At 47.7% G+C, this 23,122-nt stretch carries 13 protein-coding genes; 12 read left to right on the top strand and 1 reads right to left on the bottom strand.

Annotated features, from left to right (window positions below; genetic code table 11):
• Positions 1–167: 167 nt before the first annotated feature.
• The 12 genes from ABFZ84_RS00140 (at position 168) to ABFZ84_RS00085 (ending at position 22,204) form a co-directional block, all read left to right on the top strand.
• Positions 168–4,259, top strand: coding sequence for a helix-turn-helix transcriptional regulator (locus ABFZ84_RS00140; protein WP_369311549.1), 4,092 nt, complete (start codon positions 168–170; stop codon positions 4,257–4,259).
• 289 nt (positions 4,260–4,548) lie between these two features.
• Entirely contained in the window at positions 4,549–6,651 is a 2,103-nt protein-coding gene (locus ABFZ84_RS00135) for an ATP-dependent nuclease (RefSeq protein ID WP_369311547.1), read from the top strand.
• Positions 6,652–6,742: 91 nt separating this feature from the next.
• Positions 6,743–7,867: a metallophosphoesterase family protein gene (locus tag ABFZ84_RS00130; protein WP_369311545.1), complete on the top strand. Its 1,125-nt coding sequence runs from the start codon at positions 6,743–6,745 to the stop codon at positions 7,865–7,867.
• 3 nt (positions 7,868–7,870) lie between these two features.
• Positions 7,871–10,459: an AAA family ATPase gene (locus ABFZ84_RS00125; RefSeq protein WP_369311543.1), complete on the top strand. Its 2,589-nt coding sequence runs from the start codon at positions 7,871–7,873 to the stop codon at positions 10,457–10,459.
• Positions 10,456–10,884, top strand: a complete 429-nt coding sequence (locus tag ABFZ84_RS00120; RefSeq protein WP_369311541.1) for a hypothetical protein — start codon at positions 10,456–10,458, stop codon at positions 10,882–10,884. The genes ABFZ84_RS00125 and ABFZ84_RS00120 overlap by 4 nt, the downstream gene beginning before the upstream one ends.
• A gap of 731 nt (positions 10,885–11,615) precedes the next feature.
• Positions 11,616–12,305 carry a GntR family transcriptional regulator gene (locus ABFZ84_RS00115; protein WP_369311539.1) on the top strand — a complete coding sequence of 230 codons (690 nt, stop codon included), beginning with the start codon at positions 11,616–11,618 and terminating at the stop codon, positions 12,303–12,305.
• Positions 12,306–12,775: 470 nt separating this feature from the next.
• Positions 12,776–15,715 carry a TonB-dependent receptor plug domain-containing protein gene (locus ABFZ84_RS00110; protein WP_369311537.1) on the top strand — a complete coding sequence of 980 codons (2,940 nt, stop codon included), beginning with the start codon at positions 12,776–12,778 and terminating at the stop codon, positions 15,713–15,715.
• Positions 15,716–15,802: 87 nt separating this feature from the next.
• Complete coding sequence (locus ABFZ84_RS00105) at positions 15,803–16,930, top strand: membrane dipeptidase (RefSeq protein ID WP_369311534.1); 1,128 nt, start codon at positions 15,803–15,805, stop codon at positions 16,928–16,930.
• A gap of 14 nt (positions 16,931–16,944) precedes the next feature.
• Positions 16,945–18,144 (top strand): serine hydrolase domain-containing protein, encoded by a 1,200-nt coding sequence (locus ABFZ84_RS00100; protein WP_369311532.1) that lies wholly within the window; start codon positions 16,945–16,947, stop codon positions 18,142–18,144.
• The gene (locus ABFZ84_RS00095; protein WP_369311530.1) at positions 18,141–19,574 is read left to right on the top strand and encodes an alanine/glycine:cation symporter family protein; all 1,434 of its coding nucleotides are present in this window, start codon (positions 18,141–18,143) and stop codon (positions 19,572–19,574) included. The genes ABFZ84_RS00100 and ABFZ84_RS00095 overlap by 4 nt, the downstream gene beginning before the upstream one ends.
• Positions 19,575–19,591: 17 nt before the next feature.
• Positions 19,592–20,620, top strand: coding sequence for a D-cysteine desulfhydrase family protein (locus ABFZ84_RS00090; protein WP_369311528.1), 1,029 nt, complete (start codon positions 19,592–19,594; stop codon positions 20,618–20,620).
• A gap of 6 nt (positions 20,621–20,626) precedes the next feature.
• Positions 20,627–22,204, top strand: coding sequence for an N-acyl-D-amino-acid deacylase family protein (locus ABFZ84_RS00085; protein WP_369311526.1), 1,578 nt, complete (start codon positions 20,627–20,629; stop codon positions 22,202–22,204).
• 363 nt (positions 22,205–22,567) lie between these two features.
• Here ABFZ84_RS00085 and ABFZ84_RS00080 read toward each other — a convergent pair whose 3' ends face one another.
• Positions 22,568–23,107 carry a GNAT family N-acetyltransferase gene (locus ABFZ84_RS00080; RefSeq protein ID WP_369311524.1) on the bottom strand — a complete coding sequence of 180 codons (540 nt, stop codon included), beginning with the start codon at positions 23,105–23,107 and terminating at the stop codon, positions 22,568–22,570.
• Positions 23,108–23,122 lie beyond the last annotated feature (15 nt).

The raw sequence follows: 23,122 nt of genomic DNA, 5'->3' as shown, positions 1-23,122 counted from the left end.
TGGCTCCATACGGTCGTTTTACGTGTCCTATTTTACAACCTGTTCTTCGGGCGACGTTACTTAAAAGCAAACAAAAACAGCCGCTTAGACACATAATCACAAAACACTTGTGAACAAATAGTGAATATGATAAGTGTCACTTAACGGTTATCATGTTCGAGTCAAATATGCCCAAAACGACCAGCATTCCCGATCATCCCGGCAAATACGTGAAGGATCTGATTGCCGTAAAAAAGACCAGCGTGACAGATGCGGCCAAAATGTTGGGCGTTTCGCGTGTCGCTTTATCTTCTTTTCTGAATGAAAAAACCGACTTGTCACCAGATATGGCGGTAAAAGTCTCCAAGGCGTTCGGATTGGATAAGAACGACCTTCTTAGCCGCCAAGCTGAATTTGATTCATGGCAAATAGAGCAACAACAAAAATCGATTGCCGTTAAAGCTTTCGTCCCAGACTTTTTGAGCATCAAGGCTCGTCAGATAGAAGCATGGTCTGATGATAATCTTGAGGCGCGCGCAACACTTGCAGTGATGTTAAGAAAACTCATTCTGTCAACAAGTGATAGTATTAGTGAAATTGACTTTCCAGCCTATGACAATTCCCAGAGGCACGGGTGGGACGGATATTTAACCTCGTCAGAGACCACACCGTGGATACCCGCAGGCATATCTGGTTGGGAGTTCGGCTGCACTAAAGAGCCACAGGATAAAGCAAATAGTGACTACAAAGCACGCACCCACAATTCGAACCTATGCAATGACGAAAAATCCGACACAACATTTGTCTTTGTAACTCCGCGCAATTGGAAGGAAAAAGATGAGTGGGCAATCTTGAAAAACAAAGAGGGGGTTTGGAAATCCGTGAGAGCTTACGATGCAAGCGATCTAGAGCAATGGTTCGAACAATCAATTCCTGCTCAAAGGTGGTTTGGCGAAATAATTGGAGTGCCTCGTGACGGAATTATAACCCCTGAGAACGCTTGGCAAAATTGGTCAGAAGTAACTGATCCTGTATTACCTCTGCCACTTTTCCAAAACTCGGTAAATCGCAGTAAAAGCGAAATTGGTCGGTGGCTTGAAACAGCACCGTCTCGAATTTTGTCAGTATCTGCAGATTCTACAGATGAAGCGTTGGCATTTGTTTCTGCTTTCTTTTTAAGTGACGATGCTTCGACAGTGAAGTTCGGTGATCGAGCGTTAATATTCGATGACCTGTCAAGCCTAAGGAAGTTTGAGAGTTCGGTAACGCCATTTATTGCTATATTGCGTCACGCTGAAATGGCGAAGGAAATCGGAAATTTCTTCAAGAAATTCCACACGATTGTTATCACACCGAGAAACAAAAGCCACGAAAGCGCAGAAATCGAACTTGGTCAGCTTGGGTACGAAGAGTTCAGGTCAGCCCTAGTTGATCTCAATTTTTCCGATGATCAAGTGACCAGTCTGGAAAGGAAGACGGGCCGTTCAATAACGGTTTTGAGGCGTCAGATTTCTACAAACCCACTCATCAAAATTCCTGAGTGGGCGCAAAACGCTGACGTTGGGCGGAAGTTAATCCCCTATGCTCTGATTGGTGCGTGGAGTAGGGAGCAAATGTCGGATCGCACGGTTGTCGAGTTGTTGACTGAAAAAACAGCCGACCAACTAGATAGCGAACTTGTCGACTTGCTGGCGTTTAATGAAGCCCCCGTATGGTCGTTGGGTGCTTATCGCGGTGCGGTTTCAAAAATGGACATGTTGTTCTCCATTCATCCGTATGTCACTGAAAAAGATATCTCCGATTTTTTAGAGATCGGAGAATATGTTCTTTCGGAAACCGACCCGTCTATAGAATTAGATGAGGATAAGAGGTGGATTGCCGATATCTACGGAAAAACACGAGACCATTCTTCTTTGCTCAGAGAGAGCATCTGCGAAACGATTATTCTCTTAGCTGTTCACGGTAACGATTTGTTCCAAGATAAATTTGGGATGAATTTAGAAGTGAAAATTGACCAGATTGTTCGTCGATTGATGACACCTCTGACGCGTGAAAAGCTCTACTCACTTAAAGATGAGATGCAATTCTATGCCGAAGCTTCACCGGAAGTGTTTTTAAGCACGCTCGAATCCGATCTCAATTCGGAGAACCCTCAAATTCTAACGCTTTTAGAACCTTCCCAGAATGCTTTCTTTGGGGGATGTCCACGCTCAGGCTTGCTTTGGGCACTGGAAGGTATCGCGTGGAACAAAAAACACCTCACCCGGGCTATCGAGGTTTTGGCAAAACTAGCAGATCATCAGATTGATGATAATTGGTCAAACAAACCAGAAAATACTTTGGAATCAATTCTCAAGTCATGGATGCCCCAAACAACCGCGACATTGGATGAACGCATAAAATTATTGCAGTTGGTCTTCAAGAAATACCCAGGTGTTGGTTGGAGGCTCGCAGTTTCTCAGTTCGGAAACCATCATGATTCAGCAAGCCCTAATTATAAACCGAAATGGCGGCAACATCATCTCGACGCTGAATTTTCTACGGTAACCAATAAAGATGTTAATGACTTTCAATGTGCTGCCATAGAATTGTGCTTGAGTTACAAACCGCACACAGCTGACACTCTGGGAGATTTAGTCGAGAAACTAAATGGGCTTGGAAATGACTTTCGCTCAAGAGTTTGGAGTACAATTGAAGTTTGGTCAAAATCCAAAGACGCCAACGATGATCAAAAGGCGAAGTTAAGGGAAACGATTCGACGCTTTGCATTTACAAGACGTGGTAAACGCATAGACAAAAAACGGCCAATAATTGATGATGCTCGAAAAGCATACGACTTTCTCGAGCCAAATGACTTAATACAAAAACATCAGTGGTTATTCGAGACTGAATGGGTCGAAGAATCGGGTGAAGAACTCGATAGTGACGACTATGATTATAAAAAGCGGGATGAGAGAATAAGAAATCTGCGACAAAACGCTATTTCAGAAATTTATAATGAAAAAGGCATCGCGGGCGTCGTAGAACTCATCAAACAATCTGGGGCTGGGTATTCGATCGGTTATGCGTCTGGAATGACTATAACCGCCGCATCAAAAAAAATTCAATTACTGTCATCCGCACTTGAAGGCTCGATGGATGAAAAGGTAGGTGAGTTTCGGAGTTTTTGTTCAGGCTTTTTGTTTTCTATCAACGAAAAAGACCAACGAAAATTTTTCGAATCTTTAAAGGCAAAAATCAATAATGAAGAATATGTAAGAGCACTAACGCTGGCGCCAATACGCCAAAGCACTTTTGACTTAGTCTCAGAACTCGAAGCGGAATCCTATGATGCTTACTGGAGGACCCTCGAACCACGCATTTTTGCGGATCTAGAAGCCTATTTTGATTTAATTGCAGAGAATATGCTTCGAGTGGGGCGACCTATTGCTGCATTTAGGACGATGCACTTTGTGTTAGAAAAGCTCTCTACACACCTCATTTATGAAATGTTGAACAACATGACATCCTCAAGTGAGGAGACTTATGGTTACGCTATTAGGCCATACGATGTTTCAAAAGCATTTGAAATTGTTCAGTCGCGCGACATCTATACAGAAGATGAGCTCGCATCTCTTGAGTTTAGGTATATTAGTGCATTGAATGATTCTGAGTATGGCATTCCAAACTTAGAATCACAAATCTCTAAAAGTCCGGCTTTATTCATGCAGGTCCTGGCGCAAGTTTATCGGCGGAATGATGATCAACTCGATCCACCAGAATGGATCATAGCAGATGATGAACTTAAGCAGAGTCATGCAACTCATATGCATCGCGTGCTTGATCGTTTTAAGAAGACACCAGGTTCTGATGAGGCAACCGATGAAGGCAAAGTTGCAATATTAATTGAATGGATCAGAGAAGTTCGCCAGCTTTGTAAACAATATGCTCGTGTCAAAATTGGCGACCAAAAAATCGGCGAGCTACTGGCAAAGTCTTTAGCAGATGAAAATGGTAACTGGCCAAATAATGCAGTTTGCGAAGCTTTAGAATTCGTTGCAACCGAAGATGTGATGGTGGGTTTCTCTATTGGTTTATTCAATTCGAGAGGCGTCCATTGGCGTGGTGAAGGTGGACAACAAGAGCGTGACCTTGCAGAAAAATATCGCTCAATTGCTGAGCGCGTTGCATTTAAGTTTCCATTTGTAGAGAGAATATTTGAGCATATAGCGCAGCAATATGACAAAGATGCCCATTGGCAAGATACTGAGGCAGGTATCCGAAAGAGGCTTCGTTACTAGGGTAGACGCCATCTCTCGGACCCGCCCGCTACCAGTGCAAAATTTTCAATTACCAGTACTGGAAAGCGCGCAAAACCGGACGTAAGACTCGGAACGATTCGTCGGGTGATTTTGGCCCACACCGACCGCCAGCTCACGGGCGATTTGAATATATGTTGTAGCAACATTTTGATTAATAACGCCGAATTTATGTACATAGTGTTTTGTCAGTCGCGATTGCGTATTGTCGATTCTTGCAGTCCTGACGTTTTAAGCCCGTTCCGAGCCTGCGATAAATGGGAATACCGCTTTGCAAATTTCAAGCATTCGAATATCGAACTTCAAAGGCCTTCGGGATGCTGAATATAAGCCATCACGATTTGGATGCATCGTCGGGGAGAATAATTCCGGCAAATCGACAATTCTTCAAGCGATTACATACGCTTTGAATCGTCCACCCCAACTAGATGAGAGTTTATACTACGACCTATCAGCGCCTATTGTATTTCGTCTAGCATTTGACAACGTCACGGTACCCCACCTCGCACGCTTGGAGGATACGCACAGGGATAGAATTACACCGCTTATCAACGACGAAAGGCTTGTGTTGATTATTCGATACGCGCTTGGTCAGAAAATCGATATAGCCATCGAAAGTTTGAGGCCAATCGACGATCGGTACCAGCAGGCGACGATTGATGAAATTTTCAAAGGAAAACGTGGTGCCGCCGTACGGGCCGCAATCGATGAGCACTTTCCTGAATTTGCCGATGGTTCACCTGAATCATCAAACATAACTCAGGCAAAGGAGTATATCGCTGAGCGCATCACGGAACTCCCAGCCGATTTGTTCGAAATGCGAGAAGGACCTTTGCCAACGGGTATAGCTTCGTCCATCACCAAATTACTGCCTGATCCGATATATATTCCTGCCGTAAAGAACATCAATGATGACCTTAAGACATCGCAATCGACTTCTTTTGGGCGTCTACTTGGTCTGTTGCTGGAAGATATGGCTCCGGATCTAGATAACATCAATAACGCGTTAAGTGATTTGAGGGCGTTTTTTAATCGCGTTGAGGTTGAGGGTGAGATTGAGGACAATCGCCATCAGAAGGTAAAGGACCTTGAATCTGATATTGAAGCGCGGCTTGCGGAGAATTTTCCAGCAGTCAAAGTCGAACTCGAAGTGCCGCCGCCAGAGCTCAAAGCTATTCTAAACTCAGCGCAGATATTCGTCGATGACGGTTCAAAAGACTCTATAGAGAATAAGGGTGATGGGATTAAACGCTCACTGACCTTCGCGTTACTTCAATGCTATGTAAATCGCTTGTTTGGCGGGCCAGAGGCAGCAGGTGACGGTGTGGCGCCGCGTCCAAACTTATTCTTGTTTGAAGAACCAGAGCTCTACCTCCATCCCAAATCGCAACGTATTCTCTTCGCAACTTTGGAAAAAATTTCTCGCCGTTTTCAGGTTGTGGTGACTACGCATTCTCCGCTTTTCTTCGCTCCTGGCATCACAGCTTCATTTGTGCGTATCTCGAAGGAGCACGCGGACCCCAAACCAATTGGTGTAATTCATGATGTAAATTTTGATCTCGACCCAGCAAGTGCAGAAGCCTTCAGGCTTGCTAAATTCGAAAATGCTGATGCTGCTTTTTTCAGCCGTCGCGTTGTGCTGTTCGAGGGGGAATCCGATGACGCATTCTTCAAGCACGTTTCAAAGACAATCGATGAGGAATGGGATTTTGACTCACAAAATATCGCTATGGTTCAGGTATCCGGAAAAGGGAACTTTGCAAAATTTCGCCGCTTTTTCGAAGCGTTCGGTATACAAGTCAAAATCGTTGCGGATCTGGATGCCTTTTTTGAAGGCTTCCAGCATTTGGGTGCAGATGGGGTGGAAGATATTCGCAATACGGCAATCCAAACCATTGACGACCGTGTGGCCGCCCTGAATATTCCTGCGGAGCCAAAAGCGAGGCAAATCAAGGCGAAAGTGAAAAATGAATCGTGGCAAACGCGTTATGCAGACGCCAAGGCAGCTATCCGATTAGCTCAAGAAAATGGAAATGTTCCGCCTGAGGCACTCGAAACTATAGATAGCCTATTCGTTTGGGAAGATGACATTGCACGTGGTGAAGCTTGCTTGATTGACGATGCGGCACGGGCGGCGCTGACTCCTTGTATAGATGTGTTGCGTGCGCAAGGCGTTTGCGTGTTATCTAAAGGAGCAATTGAGGATTATTACCCCGATGAGGCGCCGCGTAATGGCCCAAAACCTGAACGTGCACTCGCAGCTATTCAACTAGTTACTACTGCCGAAGTAGCTCGAGCGTTGAGCGCCCCTCTAGTCGAAGGCCGAGAACCGGAACTCGCGGAAATTTGCGCCGAATTGTTTGCTGACAGATGAATAATATTTCAGCGCCCAAACCATCGCAACGGTTAAGGCGAATTTATAACTTATTGTTTCGCCAAACGTCGAAACTAGCTAAAATAGCGCAATGAATTTCCGTTTCATTCATACTGCTGACTGGCAGTTGGGTCGACCGTTCGCTCAATTCGAATCTGAATTGGCCGCACAGCTGGCTGACGCCAGGCTAGGCGTCATAGAACGGATTGCAAAGGTCGCCCAAGATGAGGATGTCAAACATGTCTTGGTCGCCGGTGATGTTTGGGACATAGCCTCACCGTCCGACAAGCTCCTGCGCCAGCCTCTGGACCGGATGCGCACCGCAGATGCTGCGACCTGGTGGCTCCTACCGGGAAACCATGACCCCGCAGAACCGCATGGTCTTTGGGATCGACTACATGCCATTGGTCTGCCGGATAATGTTCGCCCGCTAACGCAGGCGACGCCTGTCTCGCTGTCGGACAATGTCACCGTTCTGCCAGCACCCTGGATGTCAAAAGCGCCCGGAAGAGATCTGACAGCCGAATTCGGTTCTGTCAGTACGCCGCCAGACACGCTGAGAATCGGCCTCGCCCATGGCGGGACCTGCAGCTTTTTCGATCAGTCGCCGCAGTCAGCGGCCATCGCAGAAAACCGAGCAGCCGCTGCGGGGCTTGACTACCTCGCTTTGGGTGATTGGCACGGGGTACAACAAGTCGATGAGCGGACTTGGTATGCTGGAACCCCTGAACCGGATCGCTTTCCTAACAACCAGCCCGGCTCGATACTTGTGGTGGAGCCTGCCAAAGGCGAACTGCCGATCGTGAAGCCGGTTAAAACTGCCTTCTATACTTGGACGCGGGATCGTCTGGATTGCCAAGACGGCGTTGATCCATGCGCGGAGGCGACAGCGCTCTTTGATACGCATGGTCCTCGACATCGCCGCCTGAGCCGGCTTGAGCTGCATGGCGCGTTGCGCCTCGATACGAGAATGCGCTTCCTGAGCTTTTTAGAACAAGAGCGGCAGAGCCTCGCCCATCTCCGACTAAAGAGTTCGGGCCTTCTCAGCTTGGCCGACCCCGATGCGCTCGATGAAATCGATAGAGAAGGCACGCTGAGAGATACTGCGACAAACATCGTCGCAGTGATGAATGACGAGGATCGACCCGACGACGAAAGAGCAACCGCACGCCGCGCGCTGGATTATCTCGCAGCGTTCGCAGCCGGATCAGCGTGAACCATGAAACTTCGCGCGCTTCGTGTTCGGAATGTCGGCCCCTTCGGAGAGCAAGGCTGCGCGCTGGAAGGCCTCTCAGACGGCCTGAACGTCATTCGCGAACGAAATGAAGCGGGCAAATCCACGCTCTTCACCGCGTTGCAGACTGTGCTGTTCGAAAAGCACTCAAGCACAAAATCGGCGCTCAAAGAATTTAGACATGACCGGGGCGGCGGCGCTCCGTTTATAGAAATTGACCTCGAAGTCGATACCAGAATCTATCGCATCTCAAAGCAGTACCTTTCTGCAGCGTCAGCTGTGGTAACTGACGCTCTGACAAATGAACGCTTGTCGGAAAAACGGGATGCTGAAGACTGGATCGCTCAGCTGATCGGAGGCGACAAGCCAGATGACGGCCCCTCAGGCATGCTTTGGATACGGCAAGGCGATCCCTACTTGCAGCCAAATCCGGAAGGCAGCGCAGGCGAAGCCCTGTTTTCTGTGCTCGAAGGCCAGGTCGATACGGTTATGGGCGGCCAGCGCGCCGCAAGGGTTCTGGAGCGTGCTGAAAAACGTCTCGCCGAAATCGTCAGTACAAAACAGATGAGTCCAAAGGGCGCTTTCAAGGACGCTATTGGCCGCCTGGATGAACTAGAAGGAGAGAGGTCCGATCTTGCGGTCGCCGTCCAGCAGTCCGAGGCTGATAGAGAGAAATTGCTCAGTGTCTTGAAAGAACGCGACGCCCTCACAAGCGAAGACGATGAAAAGTTTGCTAAAGACCTTGCCGAGGCCCGAAAAGAGCTGGAAGCCGCAGAAGGCGCTTCAGAGAAAATTCGCGGTCTTCAGTCTGAAGTCAGTGCCTGCGAAACGACGTTGAAAGCGGCGGAAAATGCACTAGAGCGGTATAGCTCGGATTTGGCGTCCGCAGAGAAAGTGCGGGCATCAATTCAGGACAAACAATCCGCGATCGAAAGCATCACGGAGACGATCGAGGAGGGGGAAGCGCCCCTGGACGATCTTCGGCAACAAGCTGCGTCAGCTGAGACAGCCCTTAAGCAAGCCAGAAAAGACCAACAGGACGCCCTGTCGCGGGACAAGCGTCGCCGCGAGATTGTGCAGCGACGCTCGCTAACGAAAGCATTAGAGCGCGCCAAAGATCTCGCTTCGCAATTGAACGCTGCTGAAAAAGAGGCTGGTGTTTCGCTACCCGATCTGTCCAACCTTGACGACGCCAACCAGGACATTCTCACATTTGAAGCACAGGCGCGCGTGGCGAGGCCTGAGCTGACAGTGGAAAAATCGAACGCACCCGTTCTGCTAAACGGCGAGGCGATCGGCGATACGGGCTCTGTTAGGCTCTCGGGGAAAACGAAGCTCAGTTATCAGGACCTTGAGCTTTTGATCGACACCCCAGATGTTCAAGGTGCGGAAGAAAAACTTGCTAAGGCGACAGAACGACTTGAGAGCTTGTTGGAGTCTTGCGGCGTCAAAGAAATTTCTGACGCACGGCGCCTGCATGAAGAACGCAATTCAGCACAACAATCCGTTGAACGGCTGAAGAACGATCTGAGTACGGTTGCGCCGAATGGCATCGCAACGCTCGAAAATGAACTCGCGGCCCTGCCGGACGACGAAGAAGAGGATGACGAGCCTGACGATCTTGATGCGCTCGCCCGTGCGAGCGAACTTGCGGAAGAAGAACTGACGCGCGTCGTCGCTGAACGCGATATGGCTGCTGAAGGAATTCAAAAGCTTCGAAATCAGGTGACGATCCTCGAAACTCAGATTGAAGGACTCGAAAGTCAGCTGAGCGACTTGGACGCCGTATTAGGCGCTGATGACAAACGCGAGGAGCGCAAGACTGAGTTGAGCGACGCTGTCGTGGAGGCGAGGCGTCGATGGCGAGAGGCGGAAGATCGCCTTGAAACTGCTGAGCGTGATCGCCCATCGCTTGACGGGGCGAAAGCGCGAGTAAAACGACTCGAAGCCGCTGCACAAAATAGATCGGAGGATCGCTTGCGCTTATCGAAGGCGGAAGGCGAATTGCGTGGTCGGCTGGCGCAGGCCGGTCAAGAAGGGGCCGCGGACAAACTCGCTGCCGTGGAAGCGAAACTCACCAGATGGCAGGAGCGAATTTCGGCCTTTGAAGAAGAACGGGACGCACTCATCCTTCTAGTCGGCGAACTTTCCAAGGTGCGCGCGAGCCGGCGCACAAAATTCTTTGCTCCCGTGCGACAGGCAGTCGATCCATTACTATCCATGGTCCTTGGCAGTGCATCGCTCGCCTATGATGATCGTCTTGGGCCGGACGAACTCGAACGCAATGGCATGCGCGAAAAGCTGACCCGTCTATCTGGTGGCACGCGCGAGCAGATCGCGGTTCTGACCCGCCTCGGCTTCGCGCAGGTTATGGCAGCTAAAGATCGGCACATTCCCATCGTTCTGGACGACGCCCTCGTCTATTCAGACGATGAACGTATTCAGAAGCTTTTCGACGTCATTAATGTCGTCGCCGCACACGTCCAGATTATCGCCTTTTCCTGTCGGCAAAAGACCTTCGAAGCACTCGGTGGCAAAACTATTCACCCAGTAGACTTTCCGGTGCTGCGATGAACCCGTTCAACTTCTTCAAGCGTCAGAAAAGCACTTCGGCTAAACGCTCGATCTCCAATAGAGGCATTCAATTCGAGATTAGCGAAGGTGATGCCACGACCATTCGTATTGCCGATGTTGAACAGTCGATTGGAGGCGTTCGACAGCTGACACAAGCTGGCATCAGCGAAATGGTCGATCGAAAACACGACCTCGAGTATCAGTATGCGCTGTGCCAGCGGCTTATGGCCGAAGGCGACGTCTTACCGTTTCCTTTCGAGCGCGCCGTCATTCTGCTTCGAAAAGCCAAGAGATTAGAGGAAGAGCAGGCAATCTGCCGTTACGTTGCTGAATGGTGCAGGAATGCCGAGGAGAATTGGGACGGTCGATCCGCGAAGCATTGGTTGAGCCCGAAGCTTCAACGGATCGTAGCACGCCTGTCCTAAGCCTAACGGTTTGTTTTCATTTTTCACCTGTGGCCGCTCACGGGACAGGACCCGCTTTTTGTCCACATTTCGATTCTGGGGACTGAACAGCGTCGTGATTGGTCCGCAGCCATAACGGCCAAAATGCTGGGTACTTTTTGTGAAAATGTGAAGGTTCGCTAATGAGAAAACATGAGGTCCGCTTCTGCGTCAGCTTGTAAGCAGTAAATTGCAAATCTTTATGTCTGGTTTGAGGATTAAGCGGACGAGTGCTATTTGAACTCAGCCCAGTTCATGAAAGTTACGTTCTATGTTGTTGATGCTACCAGTTTGAATTCAGCTACCTAAAGCTTAAAAATGACGGCATTTAAACGCGGGGTCACTACCACGCTTTCGTAGAATATCACGGGTTTTTTTGCGCAGTAGCCAGTGGGCAATGCTGTAAAGATCTTTGTAGGGAATAGGCTCAGGCAGATTTTCGACGGAAATGCCACTCAGTGCTTTTTGCTATAATATCTAATTAAAAAATAGTGGAGACACTTTCCAATGTTTGTTTTTCCAGCAATGCTTAGAGACTATTTTACCCTGCCGGAGTTTTTTCTCCGCCGGTTAGTCATTGGCGAAAACACTATTTGTTTTAATGGTCGAAATTGTAACGGACGTTGCGGTATTGTACTTTTTTCGTAACAAGGTTTAGGGGTATACTTTGTGAACGTACCGCTGGTCAGCGTTACAGTTAAGGTGCATAGGCAATGTCGACAACCACAGCTAATCGCCCCAAGACAGTAAGCCAATGGCTTTTTCAAAAGCTTAGGGATGCGATTATTCGTGGTGATTTCGTGGAAGGGTCGCCCATTCGCCAAGATGCCATCGCTGCAGAGTATGATGTTAGCAGGATGCCGGTTCGCGAGGCTATGCGTCTTTTGGAGGCGGAAGGATTGGTGAATCAGGTGCCACACAAGGGTGTGGTTGTTGCAGCATTGAATGCTGATGATGCGCGCGAATTGTTTGAAATTCGGTCTGCCTTGGAAACAGTCGGAATTACGAGGTCATTCCCTGCACTGACTAATGACGATATTGAGGTCATCGAAAAAGCATATTTTGACTTAAAAAATGCAAAGCAGAAAGAGATATTAGTACTGCATCGTTACTTTCATCTCACATTGTACCGGGCGGCTGGTATGCGTTTGCAGAAGATGATTGCTGAACAACTTGATGCTGCCCAGCGTTACCATCTCCGCTTCGGGAGGGGGGATATGGTGGTGTCAGATGACGATGATAAGGAACATTACGCGTTAGTGCAGGCGGCACGAGCAAAAAATGCTGCTGCGGCAGTGCGTATCATTCAGCCTCATGTGGCGGGTAGTGGTGTCTCGATTGCCGCGTCGATTGAGGAAAGAAACAAGCATTGCGAGAGCCTTGGGGCAAGTGAATCTACTTAGTTGCGCGGCTTTCCAAGCATTAGTGGCTAAGTCGAGAGTACCGATCTTTAAGTTCGGCTATCACGTTTCGACTAAGAGAATTTTTGGCAGTCTTCAAAACCGCACAACTTGTAGTACGGAAACGTAGCAAAGTGTGCACGTCCAATCCTGGTCACCAAATCTTATAAAACGCTTTATTTTGGTCATCGGAGAGCCAGTTTCCGGTTTCCTACTGTGACGGCTTTTGATTGGGCTTGACACTTGACGTTCGAATATCTTAAGAATCTTAAATTGGATCCAGGATCCTAATAATGCCTAAGTGCCGGGAGCGTTCCAAGATCGTTGGATTGGCTGGCGATAGGCGGAGGCGGGGCGCTGGTTTTCGTGAGGTCGGTACTGGTTCTTGTTAGAGCGAAGTCTGGAGCGTGTGCCTCCGAGCGTCGCCTGAGGGAAATGTCGCGTGCGACAATACTTAAGAGGGGTATATCATCATGGCAGTTTTAGAAGAAAATGGCGTAACGAAAAATCGGAGCCGTATTCAATGTTTGTACGGGGCATCGTTTCTGGCGTTAATGACGAGTGTGGGGCCTAGCTTTGCGCAAGGCGTTAGCGGGGAAGACGAATATAGAACGGGTGACGAGATTATTGTTACGGGTTCGCGTATTGCGCGTTCGAATCTGACTTCACCGGCACCTGTTGAAGTTTTGAGTTCAGAAAAGCTCGAGGAAACAGGGTTAGACAACCTAGCGTCTGTATTATACGAGCTTCCGCAATTTGGGAGATCGGATCTTTCTTCGACCGCAGGGACGTTCGATTCATTTAACTCAGGTGTTAATACCGTAAATTTGAGGAACCTTGGGGCAGGCCGAACGTTGGTTCTGATTGACGGACGTAGGGCCGTTTCGGGGGTTTCGGGAACTTCCGCTGTCGATTTCAATACAATACCAGTTGATTTTATTGATCGCGTTGAGGTCGTAACCGACGGTGCATCCGCAGTATACGGATCAGATGCTATTGCCGGCGTTGTTAACATTATTCAAAAGGATGATTTTGAAGGTGTTTCTATTACAGGCCGTGGAGGGTTCACGGATGAAGGCGGCGGCGAAACCTATAGCGTTTCAGGAACGATTGGCGGAAACTTTGGCGCAGACCAAAAAGGTAATGCGGTACTGAGTGTAAACTATTATGAAGATAAAGGACTGATGGCTTCCAAACGAGATTTTGCGGCGCAAGATCAGTTCTTGGGCAGTGTCGGGCCTAGTTCTTATAGTACATTTTCTCCTCAGGGACGGTTTCTGACAAATTTGTCCACATTTGCAGACCATTTTACATTTGATGACAATGGGGACTTGGTCCAAGGCTTTGACCGGACTGTGCATGGATTCAATCGGGCAGCGTTTAGAACTATTTCATCTCCAAGTGAGCGGCTGTTAGTTGCGGCGAAGGCAAATTACGACATTCTTGAAAACGTTACGATGTTTAGTGATATTTCGTTCGCTCAAGTTGATACAATAATTATTGAGGAGCCGCGTGCATTTACCTCTGCGAATGTCGCGGATGGCCCTGCTGGTGGTATTCCTCTTGATAATCCATACATCCCCCAGGGTTTACGGGATTTTATTCAAGCAAGAAACTCGAACGCTGATTTGGGCGACGATATTTTGAGTATTGAATACGCCCGTAGGCTCGGGGAGGTTGGTGTACGTACATTTGAAAATTCACGCCAGACATTACGCACAGTTGTCGGTTTGAAGGGACAGATCGGTAGCAGTTGGACGTGGGACGCATACTATTCCTATGGCCAAACGCTTCAATCCCAGACGGGAGAGGGGCAAATAAATACCACGAATATCATCTCTGCGTTAGACGTAGAGGAAAACCCAGATGTTCCGGGTACATTTCAATGTGCAAGTCGCGTTGCGCGTGATCAGGGATGTGTTCCGCTGAACTTGTTCGGAGAGGGTTCTGTTACGCCTGAGGCTGCAAATTTCATTGAGGCACCGGGCTCCTTTCAAGCGACTATACGACAACAGGTTGCTGCCGCTAATTTGCAAGGCACGCTATTTGAATTGCCTGCGGGGGCGCTTGGCGTTGCTGTCGGTATCGAGCATCGTCGCGAAAGTAGTCGTGAGGTGCCGGATGTGCTTACTCAGACGGGGCAGACCTCTGGGGAGCCTAGGCCGGCATCTTTCGGCAGCTTTGATGTGACTGAAGGATATGCAGAAATAGATGTTCCGATTATAGCGGGTGCACCGTTTGCTGAATATTTTGGCATTAATGGCGCGGCGCGGTTCGCGGACTATTCTACTGTTGGAAGCGCATTTTCATGGAAAGCAGGGGCGGTATGGCAGCCGGTCGAGGATATACGCTTCCGCGGAACATACGGTAGGTCAGTAAGAGCACCAAATATCAGTGAGTTGTTTACCGTTGGAGCACCGAGTTTTGGGTCGAGCCTTGATGATCCTTGCAGCGGTGTTGGTGGTGCGGGATTTGTTGATAATACAGGTGGTATTCTAACAGCCAACTGTTTGATGGAAGCTGGGGTTGCTCAGCGCGTTTCTGAGGATGGTGTCTTTGTTCAGGGGGATTTGAACCAACAATTCATCAGCGTGACTTCGTCTGGTAATCCTGCGCTTCAAGAAGAAACTGCGGATACGTTGACGGTTGGTGTCATTCTTACGCCACGATTTATCCCTGGCTTTGCGGTAACAGCGGATTACTACCGTATTGAGATTGACCAAGCCATTCAAAGTGTTGCTGGTGAAACGCTATTGCAGCTTTGTTATAATCAGCCTGCGGGTGTACGCGATCAGTTCTGTACTGCAATTGATCGGTACTCAAGTAACCCAAACGGAAATGCTGAGTTTAATACCGGACAAATTGACCTTATTGCGTTGCAGGCATTGAATATTGGCGGTGTTAATACATCGGGAATTGATATCGCGGCGAACTATCAGATTGATCTTGGTAATACTTTCAAATTACCCGGGGTTATAAATTTTGGGTTCAATTACACGTGGCTTATTGAGTTGGAGCAGTTAACAATCCTTCCGGATGCTGTTTCAATTGATGTGCTGGACGGAGAAGTCGGTGCTTCGCGTCACCGTTGGAACGGTACAGTCCAATATAACACAGGCCCATTACAAGCGACTTACTCCGTACGCTTCATAGGAGCCGCAGTTGATAATAATAGCCGCCCTATCGACGATGCATTTAACTATGCTGATCCTGAAACGTATCACGATATTCAGGTGCGCTACGGGTTCGGCGAGAGCTTATCGGTTTTTGCAGGGGTCAATAACATCTTCGATAATGATCCGCCAAATTTGCCATCGGGAACGAGTTCCGCAGATACGGGGTGTAACCGTCCTTGCAGCGTTTATGATCCTTTTGGCCGTGTCTACCAATTTGGTGTGACAAAACGCTTTTAGGCGTTAGCTAAAACCGCAGAAAATGAGCAAGCGGGCAATTTAAGATTGAGGCTAAAATAAATGGATTACTCAAGAAAAAAAACAAAAGTGTCCGCCTCCTCGACGGATGGAGATGAAGGATGGACTCGGCGAATGGTTCTCGCCGCAGGTGGGGCTGCCCTTGCGACATCATGTGTCCATCAGCCTGCGGGGGGCCAAGGATTGGTTATCGACGGGTTGAGTTTCTTACCCTCTGATCCAGCAGACCTCGGTCGATCGGGATTGGATGGGTTTATTCTTGATGTATCAAAAGTTGAAGAAACGCATGATGAACAGGGGCTTGTTCGGTATTTGCGTACATTCGCGTCGTGTGACCGCGGCATAGATGAGGCCCATCAGAAAATTGAAACAGACTTTCCTGATGCCTATGTGACGACTAAGGCCAGTGATATAGGCAAACGTGATGGAACGGGCATCATATTTCAGTTCCAATCATGTGAACCTATTGAAGATAATCTTGATAGAATTTCTTATTTTTACGATAAAGGTCTAAGAGTTCTTCAGCTTACGCACCATCACGATAACGCTCTTGCTGGCGGTGCGTTGCAAGAAAATCAAAGCGGTTTGACAAAGCTAGGTCGGGACGGCATAGCAGAAATGAATAGGTTGGGGATTATCCCTGATGTTTCCCATTCATCCCAGCCCACGGCGATTGAAGTAGCCTCGGCTTCTACGAGACCAATTATCCTTTCTCATGGAGCGTGCCGTGCGATTGTTGATAATCCGAGATGCGCCACTGACGCTATGATTAAAGCCGTTTCCGACACCGGTGGTGTCATGGGCGTGTTCATGATGAGCTTTTGGCTTACTACAGAAAAAGTGCCAACAATCGACCATTATATCGACCAACTTATGCATGTGGCGAATGTTGGCGGCATCGACGCTACCGCCATTGCGAACGACTATTCTGTGAGTGGATTAGAAGTGTTGACTGAGATTGATAATAACAATGCCGAGGGCGTTAAAGGTTATCATAGTTGGTGGAATTCGATCAGTGAGCGGGGCGTCCCGGGCTATGATACTTTGCCAGAGCATGTGGTGATTCCAGAGCTTAATAACGTCAATAGAATGTTCCTTATACGCACTGCCCTTGAGAAGAGAGGGGTGAAGTCAAGTATGATTGATAAAATCATGGGGGAAAATTGGCGTCGTGTACTAACAAGCGAACTTGGTTGAAAATGGAGATACTGATGAAGCATAGAAAATTGTTTTCTGCACTGTCAGGGTTATGTATCTGTCTCGTTTCAAGCGCATATGCGCAAGAAAACACCAACCTTGATGACGCTTGGAACATGGCCGTTGAAAAGTATGTTGAGCGAGCGGAAGAGCAAGGTATTGTCGGCTCGGGGCTATATTTTGTTCACGATGGGGAGCTTGTGTTTTCTGAGCATTATGGCATGGCCGATGCAGAAGAGCGCCGCGCTGTAGATAGCGACACAATTTTTCATTGGGCCTCTATTACAAAAACGCTGACGGTTGTTGCTGTAATGCAGCTTGTCGATCGGGGAGTGATATCGCTCGATGATCCAATAACTCAGTATCTTCCAGAGGTACGGAAAGTTCATAACCCATACGGTGATATGGATGATATTACCTTAAGGCATTTGATTACGCATACGTCTGGTTTCCGTGGCTCAACCTTCCCGTGGGGAGGGGGTGAAGAATGGCATCCTCATGAACCAACCGAGTGGAGTCAAATAAAAGCGATGATGCCGTATACTGAAATAAAGTTTGAACCCGGATCAAAGTTTTCATACTCTAATCCAGGAATATCAATGTTGGGTCGGGTTATTGAAGAGGTAACCGGTGATGATATTGAGGTCTATCTAACGAAGAATATTTTAATGCCCCTTGGCATGTCGAATAGTTATTTCGATCACACACCGTATTACCTCTTGAAAAATAGATCTAATAATTATGTTCGCGATGAAAATGTCATTTTAGAACAGGGTTTAGACTTTGATACTGGTGAAACGGTTGGAAATGGCGGATTAAATGCCCCTTTTTCTGACATGATAAAATTGCTGAATTTTTGGCTATCGGTGAAGGACAACGGAAATTATCAAGACATTCTTTCTCATGACACATTGGAAAAAATGTGGAAACCAGGTTTCCCCACGAGTGACGATACGGTCAGTGAACGTATGGGGATGGGTTTCTTTGTAATTGATCACCCCGAAGCAAAGTCAGGAAAGGTACGCCGTTATATAGGCCATACAGGAGGTCAAAAGGGATTTGTCTCTTTTGTCTATGTTGACCCTAAAGGCGAGAGTGCTGCTTTATTCACGAGTAACACGAATGTCATGAACCGACCTCGTTCTGAGCAGCTATTACGTTTAACCAGAAAAGACTTGTTTGAAACGGTGTTCCCTGCTGCGGCAAATGAGTGAGCATTGAAGACTCGTATCTGGGGGTGGAAGTGTCTGCGATCGACCACATACTTGAAGTGGCTGCGGCCTGGATATGGGGCGCACCCCTTTTAGTTCTTATAACCATCAGTGGGCTGTATTTTTTAGTTTCCTCTAATTTTCTACCGTTCCGACATTTTTTTCATGCGCTAGGCGTTCTTTCTGGGCGTTACGATAAGGCAGGTGATCCTGGGCAAGTTAGTCATTTCCAAGCCCTGTCGATTGCGTTGGCAGCGACAATAGGTATGGGAAATATCGCAGGCGTTGCGATTGCTGTTCGATGGGGTGGTCCGGGCGTTGTTTTCTGGATGTGGATTTCAGCAATTATCGGTGTCGCTACAAAATATTTTACGTGCTCATTGGCAGTGATGTATAGAGGTCGGGATTCTGCCGGCGAACTACAGGGTGGCCCGATGTATGTTATTACAGAAGGTCTAGGTCGAAATTGGAAACCATTAGCGGTGTTCTTTTGTGTGGCCGGCATGTTTGGATGCTTGCCGGTATTTAATGCTAACCAACTCACACAAGCTTTTCGAGAAATATTAGCACTAGATACCTCGGCGGTAAGCGGTGGATACTCTAACCTTGCCATTGGTGCTGGCCTAGCGGGTTTGACAGCGTTTGTCATTCTTGGTGGGTTGAAGCGGATTGCGAATGCTGCGGCGATGATAGTGCCGTTTATGGTCGGCGTATATTTTGTTGCGGTAGTAGGTATCGTGATCTTGAATGCGGAAAAGATACCGTATTACTTCAGTCTTATTCTAACAGATGCTTTCCGTGCAGAATACTATAATGGCGATGCTATGCTCGGTGGTGCGCTGGGGGCGTTAATTGTTCTTGGTGTGCGTCGTGCGGCTTTTTCTAACGAAGCTGGTATAGGCACTGCCCCAATGGCGCATGGTGCTGCGAAAACATCGGAACCGGTCCACGAAGGATTAGTTGCGATGTTGGGGCCAATCATTGACACGCTAATAGTCTGTACATTGACGGCGATGGCTATACTCATGACCGATGTATGGCGCTCAACTGATGTAAGTGGTGTTTCATTAACGGCAGCAGCATTTCAAGTTGCTTACCCCGGTGTTGGAAAATTTATTTTGCTGGGCTGTATTCTTTCTTTTGGTTTATCTTCTTTGTTTTCATATTCATACTTTGGCGCGAAATGTTTTTCGTTCCTGTTTGGCGTGAAAAGAATAAAAACCTATCTCATATTTTACATCTTGAGCATCATTGTCGGTGCCGTTTCTTCCATGACGGCTATTATAAATTTTATTGACTTGATGTTTGCACTTATGGCGGGTCCCACATTGATTTCGGCACTGTTGCTTTCTCCTAAAGTTGTCAGTGAATCCAAACGTTATTTCGCCGAAAGAAAATTTCAAAAAAAATCATCAGTTACGGCTGGCGTATAACAATCGAGGCAAAAAAAATGGGCTTTTCATCTTTACCGAGGGTTCCGCTTGCCCATTTGCCGACGCCGCTCGAAGAAATGAGCGCATTGGGTAAGGCGATAAATGTTCGACCACGGCTGTTTATTAAAAGAGATGATTGTACGGGACTGATGCTGGGGGGGAACAAAACCCGAAAGCTTGAGTTCTCTATGGCGGACGCACTGTCAAAGGGCGCTGATGTAATCATAACATCAGGTGCGGTGCAGTCTAATCATGTACGGCAGGCCGCTGCGGCTTCAGCAAAGTTGGGGTTAGAGTTTCACGCTGTTTTAGGCGATCCGCTTGCGGAAACCAATTACACACCGTCTGAGGTTTATACGGCGACCGGTAATGCTCTGTTAAATGGGTTGTTGAATGCAAAAATTTATCGAGAACGTGATGACGAGGATGCGGCTGAAGCCAAGATTTTAGCCTTAGAAGAGGTCCTGCGCTCTTCAGGTCGCAATCCCTATTGTATCCCCCTTGGTGCATCGGACGGTATTGGATCTATGGCGTATGCAGAGTGTGCGCGTGAGCTTGTTGTGCAGTGGGCGGAATTGAATATTCGACCCAGCCATATTGTTTTGGGAACTGGTAGTGCTGGAACGCAGGCAGGGCTACTGGTTGGGTTGAGGGCGATAGGACTGGATACGAAAGTGATTGGTATTTCGGTCAGTGAGCCATCGCACATTAAACGTGAAAAAGTTAGACGTATTATTTTCCAGTTAGAAGAATACTGGAAAGGAAATCCACCTAAAATTACGGACGCAGATATTGTCGTTATGGATGATTTTGTGGGCGATGGTTACGCTATTCCGTCTCGGTTAGGTACTGATGCAATGAGGTTATTAGCCAAGACAGAAGGAATATTGCTTGATCCGGTTTATACCGGAAAGGCGATGGCTGGATTTCTGGCTTTACTTAAAGATGGCGAGCTCGCGAATGGGCGCGACATAGTATTTTTACATACTGGTGGCGCGCCAGCATTTTTTGCTTATCCGGAACTGCTAGAAGTTAAAGAGGAATAAATCATCATGAGTGTATTTTCTTATCGATCCTTCATGCTTTCTATGACGGCCATCTTGGTTGCGGGCGGTTGCCAGCAAGTAAATGGTGATGGAGAAGAAGGTAGGGTCGTCGATAGCGATATGTTGATTCAAAACGCACTCATCGTTGATGGGACTGGCGGGCCTTCATATACAGCAGACGTTTTAGTAGATGCAGGCGTTATCCAGCGTATAGGTTCTATCAACCCTGAAAATATCAGGGCGGGTAAATTGATTGATGCAGGGGGCAGAGTTCTCGCTCCAGGATTCATCGATTCCCATGCGCATGGAGATCCGATTAGTCAGTCATATGAAGGCTTTCTTGCGATGGGTGTGACGACAATTGTGCTTGGGCAGGATGGGCGTACGGCTGGTGTCAAGTGGGACAGTGATGTCCAGACACATGAAAATGACCTCGCCTCATGGATGATAGATGCCGAGAGGGAAGGGGTGCAGGTAAATGTGGCCTCTATGTCTGGGCATGGAACTATCAGATACCAGGTTGGCGTTGGTGAAAAAAGCGATCCGTTAACGGATCAGGAAATAGCGTTGATGCAGGAACGTCTAAGAAAAGATATGGAGGCCGGTGCTTTTGGTATGACTTCAGGGTTGGAGTATGTGCCCGGCCTATACTCAACTGAAAAAGAAATGGTTTCCCTCGCAAAAGTTGTCGGGGAATATGACGGCGTTATAATGAGCCATATGCGTACTGAAGACGATGACAAAATCGAGGAAGGCATTGGAGAACTGGTTGCCCAAGGGGAACATGCGCGCATTCATATTTCGCATCTGAAAATAGTTTATGGAAAAGGCGAAGCGCGCGCCAAACGCTTGCTTACGTTCATTGACGGGTTGCAAGGTAATGGTGTGGAAATATCGTCGGATATATATCCGTATGCTGCGGGGTATACTGGCGTTGCAATATTATTTCCTGAATGGGCATTGCCACCTAATGACTATAAAAATGTTATTGCCGAAAGACGTGACGAACTGGAAGCATATCTGACCGCGCGCGTTATTAGACGCAATGGACCGCAAGCGTTGCTTTTTGGTTCTGAACCTTATGTGGGGTTAACGCTTGAGGAGGCGGCCTCTAAGGCCGGAAAATCATTCTCCGAATTTTTGATTGATATAGGTCCTGATGGTGGTTCTGGTGCACACTTCACCCAAGACCGCTCTACACATGATACGCTTGTGGCTAGCCTTTCAACGGCCATCTCAACCGATGGTGGGCCGGGAATTCGGCACCCGCGCGGCACTGGAACCTATGCAAAGTTGATTGATTATTATGTCCAAGAGAGCGAAGTGCTCAGTTTGGAAGAAGCGGTGTACAAGGCGACGGGGTTACCGGCATCAATCATGAAACTGGAAGACCGGGGCGTTATAAAAGAAGGTGCGAAGGCGGATATAATTTTGTTCAATCCGGAAAACGTCAAACAAATGTCAGATTATACAAATCCATTTTCCTTGGCAGAAGGTTTTGATCTCGTACTAGTAAATGGGAAAGTCGCCTGGGAAAACGGACAGCTTCATTCGGGACGTCACGGCTCAATTCTGCGAAGGTAACGGTATATGTTTTGAAATTAGTTTTAAATTTACTCCCGAAAATGTTTATTAGTTGTTGCGGGATTGTATTGTAACCCGTCAGCGATCATGAGACTTTTTAAGGTAATTCTCTAACGGAGAACTCTGGTTCAGTATAGCTTTTTGGAGGAGCGAAAGTGAGCCAGAGACTCCGTTACTGATTACACTCAACCGTCCCAAGCTTTTGTTAACAGATAGGTGTGTCTGGCACCCATCATATGACCTTCAATGATGCGCTGCTTCCGAGATTTTTTATGGGAAGCTATTACCTAAAAATCCCGCAATTTAGCTGCGTGATGCAATGAAAATTATTAGGTATGAAGATCAAATGGCACTTCATCGATGCTAAATAAGACGCAAATAGGCATTGATCCGATTAGTACCGATTAAAGTGGTACCGAATTTTTTGAAACCTTTTCTCTCTGCTAATAAAATAGAAGCCTTGTTTGACGGGTCAATCAAACAAGTGATGCCGGGCGAGTTAATACGTGAACCGCTATATTCTAGTACAGCGGAGAGGGCTTCACTCGCAAATCCTTGACCTTGTGCCGCAGGAGAAAATATCCATCCTGCCTCAGGTAGGTCGCCGTGTGCGGGGAGGGTGGTTCTTTGTTGCCAGGCAACGCCAACCTCTCCAAGAAAATGATCGGTTTTTGTTTCGTGAACCATCCAATAACCGAAGCCAAATGTTGACCAATGCCCAATATATTTAAGCAAACGTGCCCAAACCTCTTCTGGTGTACTGGGCGGTCCAATAAACTGGAGAAGTTTGGTATCGGCCCAAATATTCTGCAATGCAACAAAGTGGCTTTTTTCCGGTTGCCGAAGGGTTAAGCGTTCCGTGCAGATATCATTATTTGGCGGGTCGGATTGAATTATTTTCATTAGATATGCGCCATA

The organism is Hyphococcus lacteus (assembly GCF_041058985.1).
Taxonomy (GTDB): domain Bacteria; phylum Pseudomonadota; class Alphaproteobacteria; order Caulobacterales; family Parvularculaceae; genus Hyphococcus; species Hyphococcus lacteus.
The sequence above is the reverse complement of the archived record's forward strand: the minus strand, read 5'-3'. Positions and strand labels throughout refer to the sequence as shown.

What these genes read in the sequence shown, in the direction of transcription:
- ABFZ84_RS00140 (WP_369311549.1), top strand. Translation starts at nt 168, where the DNA reads ATGCCCAAAACGACCAGCATTCCCGATCATCCCGGCAAATACGTGAAG.
- ABFZ84_RS00130 (WP_369311545.1), top strand. Translation starts at nt 6,743, where the DNA reads ATGAATTTCCGTTTCATTCATACTGCTGACTGGCAGTTGGGTCGACCG.
- ABFZ84_RS00125 (WP_369311543.1), top strand. Translation starts at nt 7,871, where the DNA reads ATGAAACTTCGCGCGCTTCGTGTTCGGAATGTCGGCCCCTTCGGAGAG.
- ABFZ84_RS00120 (WP_369311541.1), top strand. Translation starts at nt 10,456, where the DNA reads ATGAACCCGTTCAACTTCTTCAAGCGTCAGAAAAGCACTTCGGCTAAA.
- ABFZ84_RS00115 (WP_369311539.1), top strand. Translation starts at nt 11,616, where the DNA reads ATGTCGACAACCACAGCTAATCGCCCCAAGACAGTAAGCCAATGGCTT.
- ABFZ84_RS00110 (WP_369311537.1), top strand. Translation starts at nt 12,776, where the DNA reads ATGGCAGTTTTAGAAGAAAATGGCGTAACGAAAAATCGGAGCCGTATT.
- ABFZ84_RS00100 (WP_369311532.1), top strand. Translation starts at nt 16,945, where the DNA reads ATGAAGCATAGAAAATTGTTTTCTGCACTGTCAGGGTTATGTATCTGT.
- ABFZ84_RS00090 (WP_369311528.1), top strand. Translation starts at nt 19,592, where the DNA reads ATGGGCTTTTCATCTTTACCGAGGGTTCCGCTTGCCCATTTGCCGACG.
- ABFZ84_RS00085 (WP_369311526.1), top strand. Translation starts at nt 20,627, where the DNA reads ATGAGTGTATTTTCTTATCGATCCTTCATGCTTTCTATGACGGCCATC.
- ABFZ84_RS00080 (WP_369311524.1), bottom strand. Translation starts at nt 23,107, where the DNA reads ATGAAAATAATTCAATCCGACCCGCCAAATAATGATATCTGCACGGAA.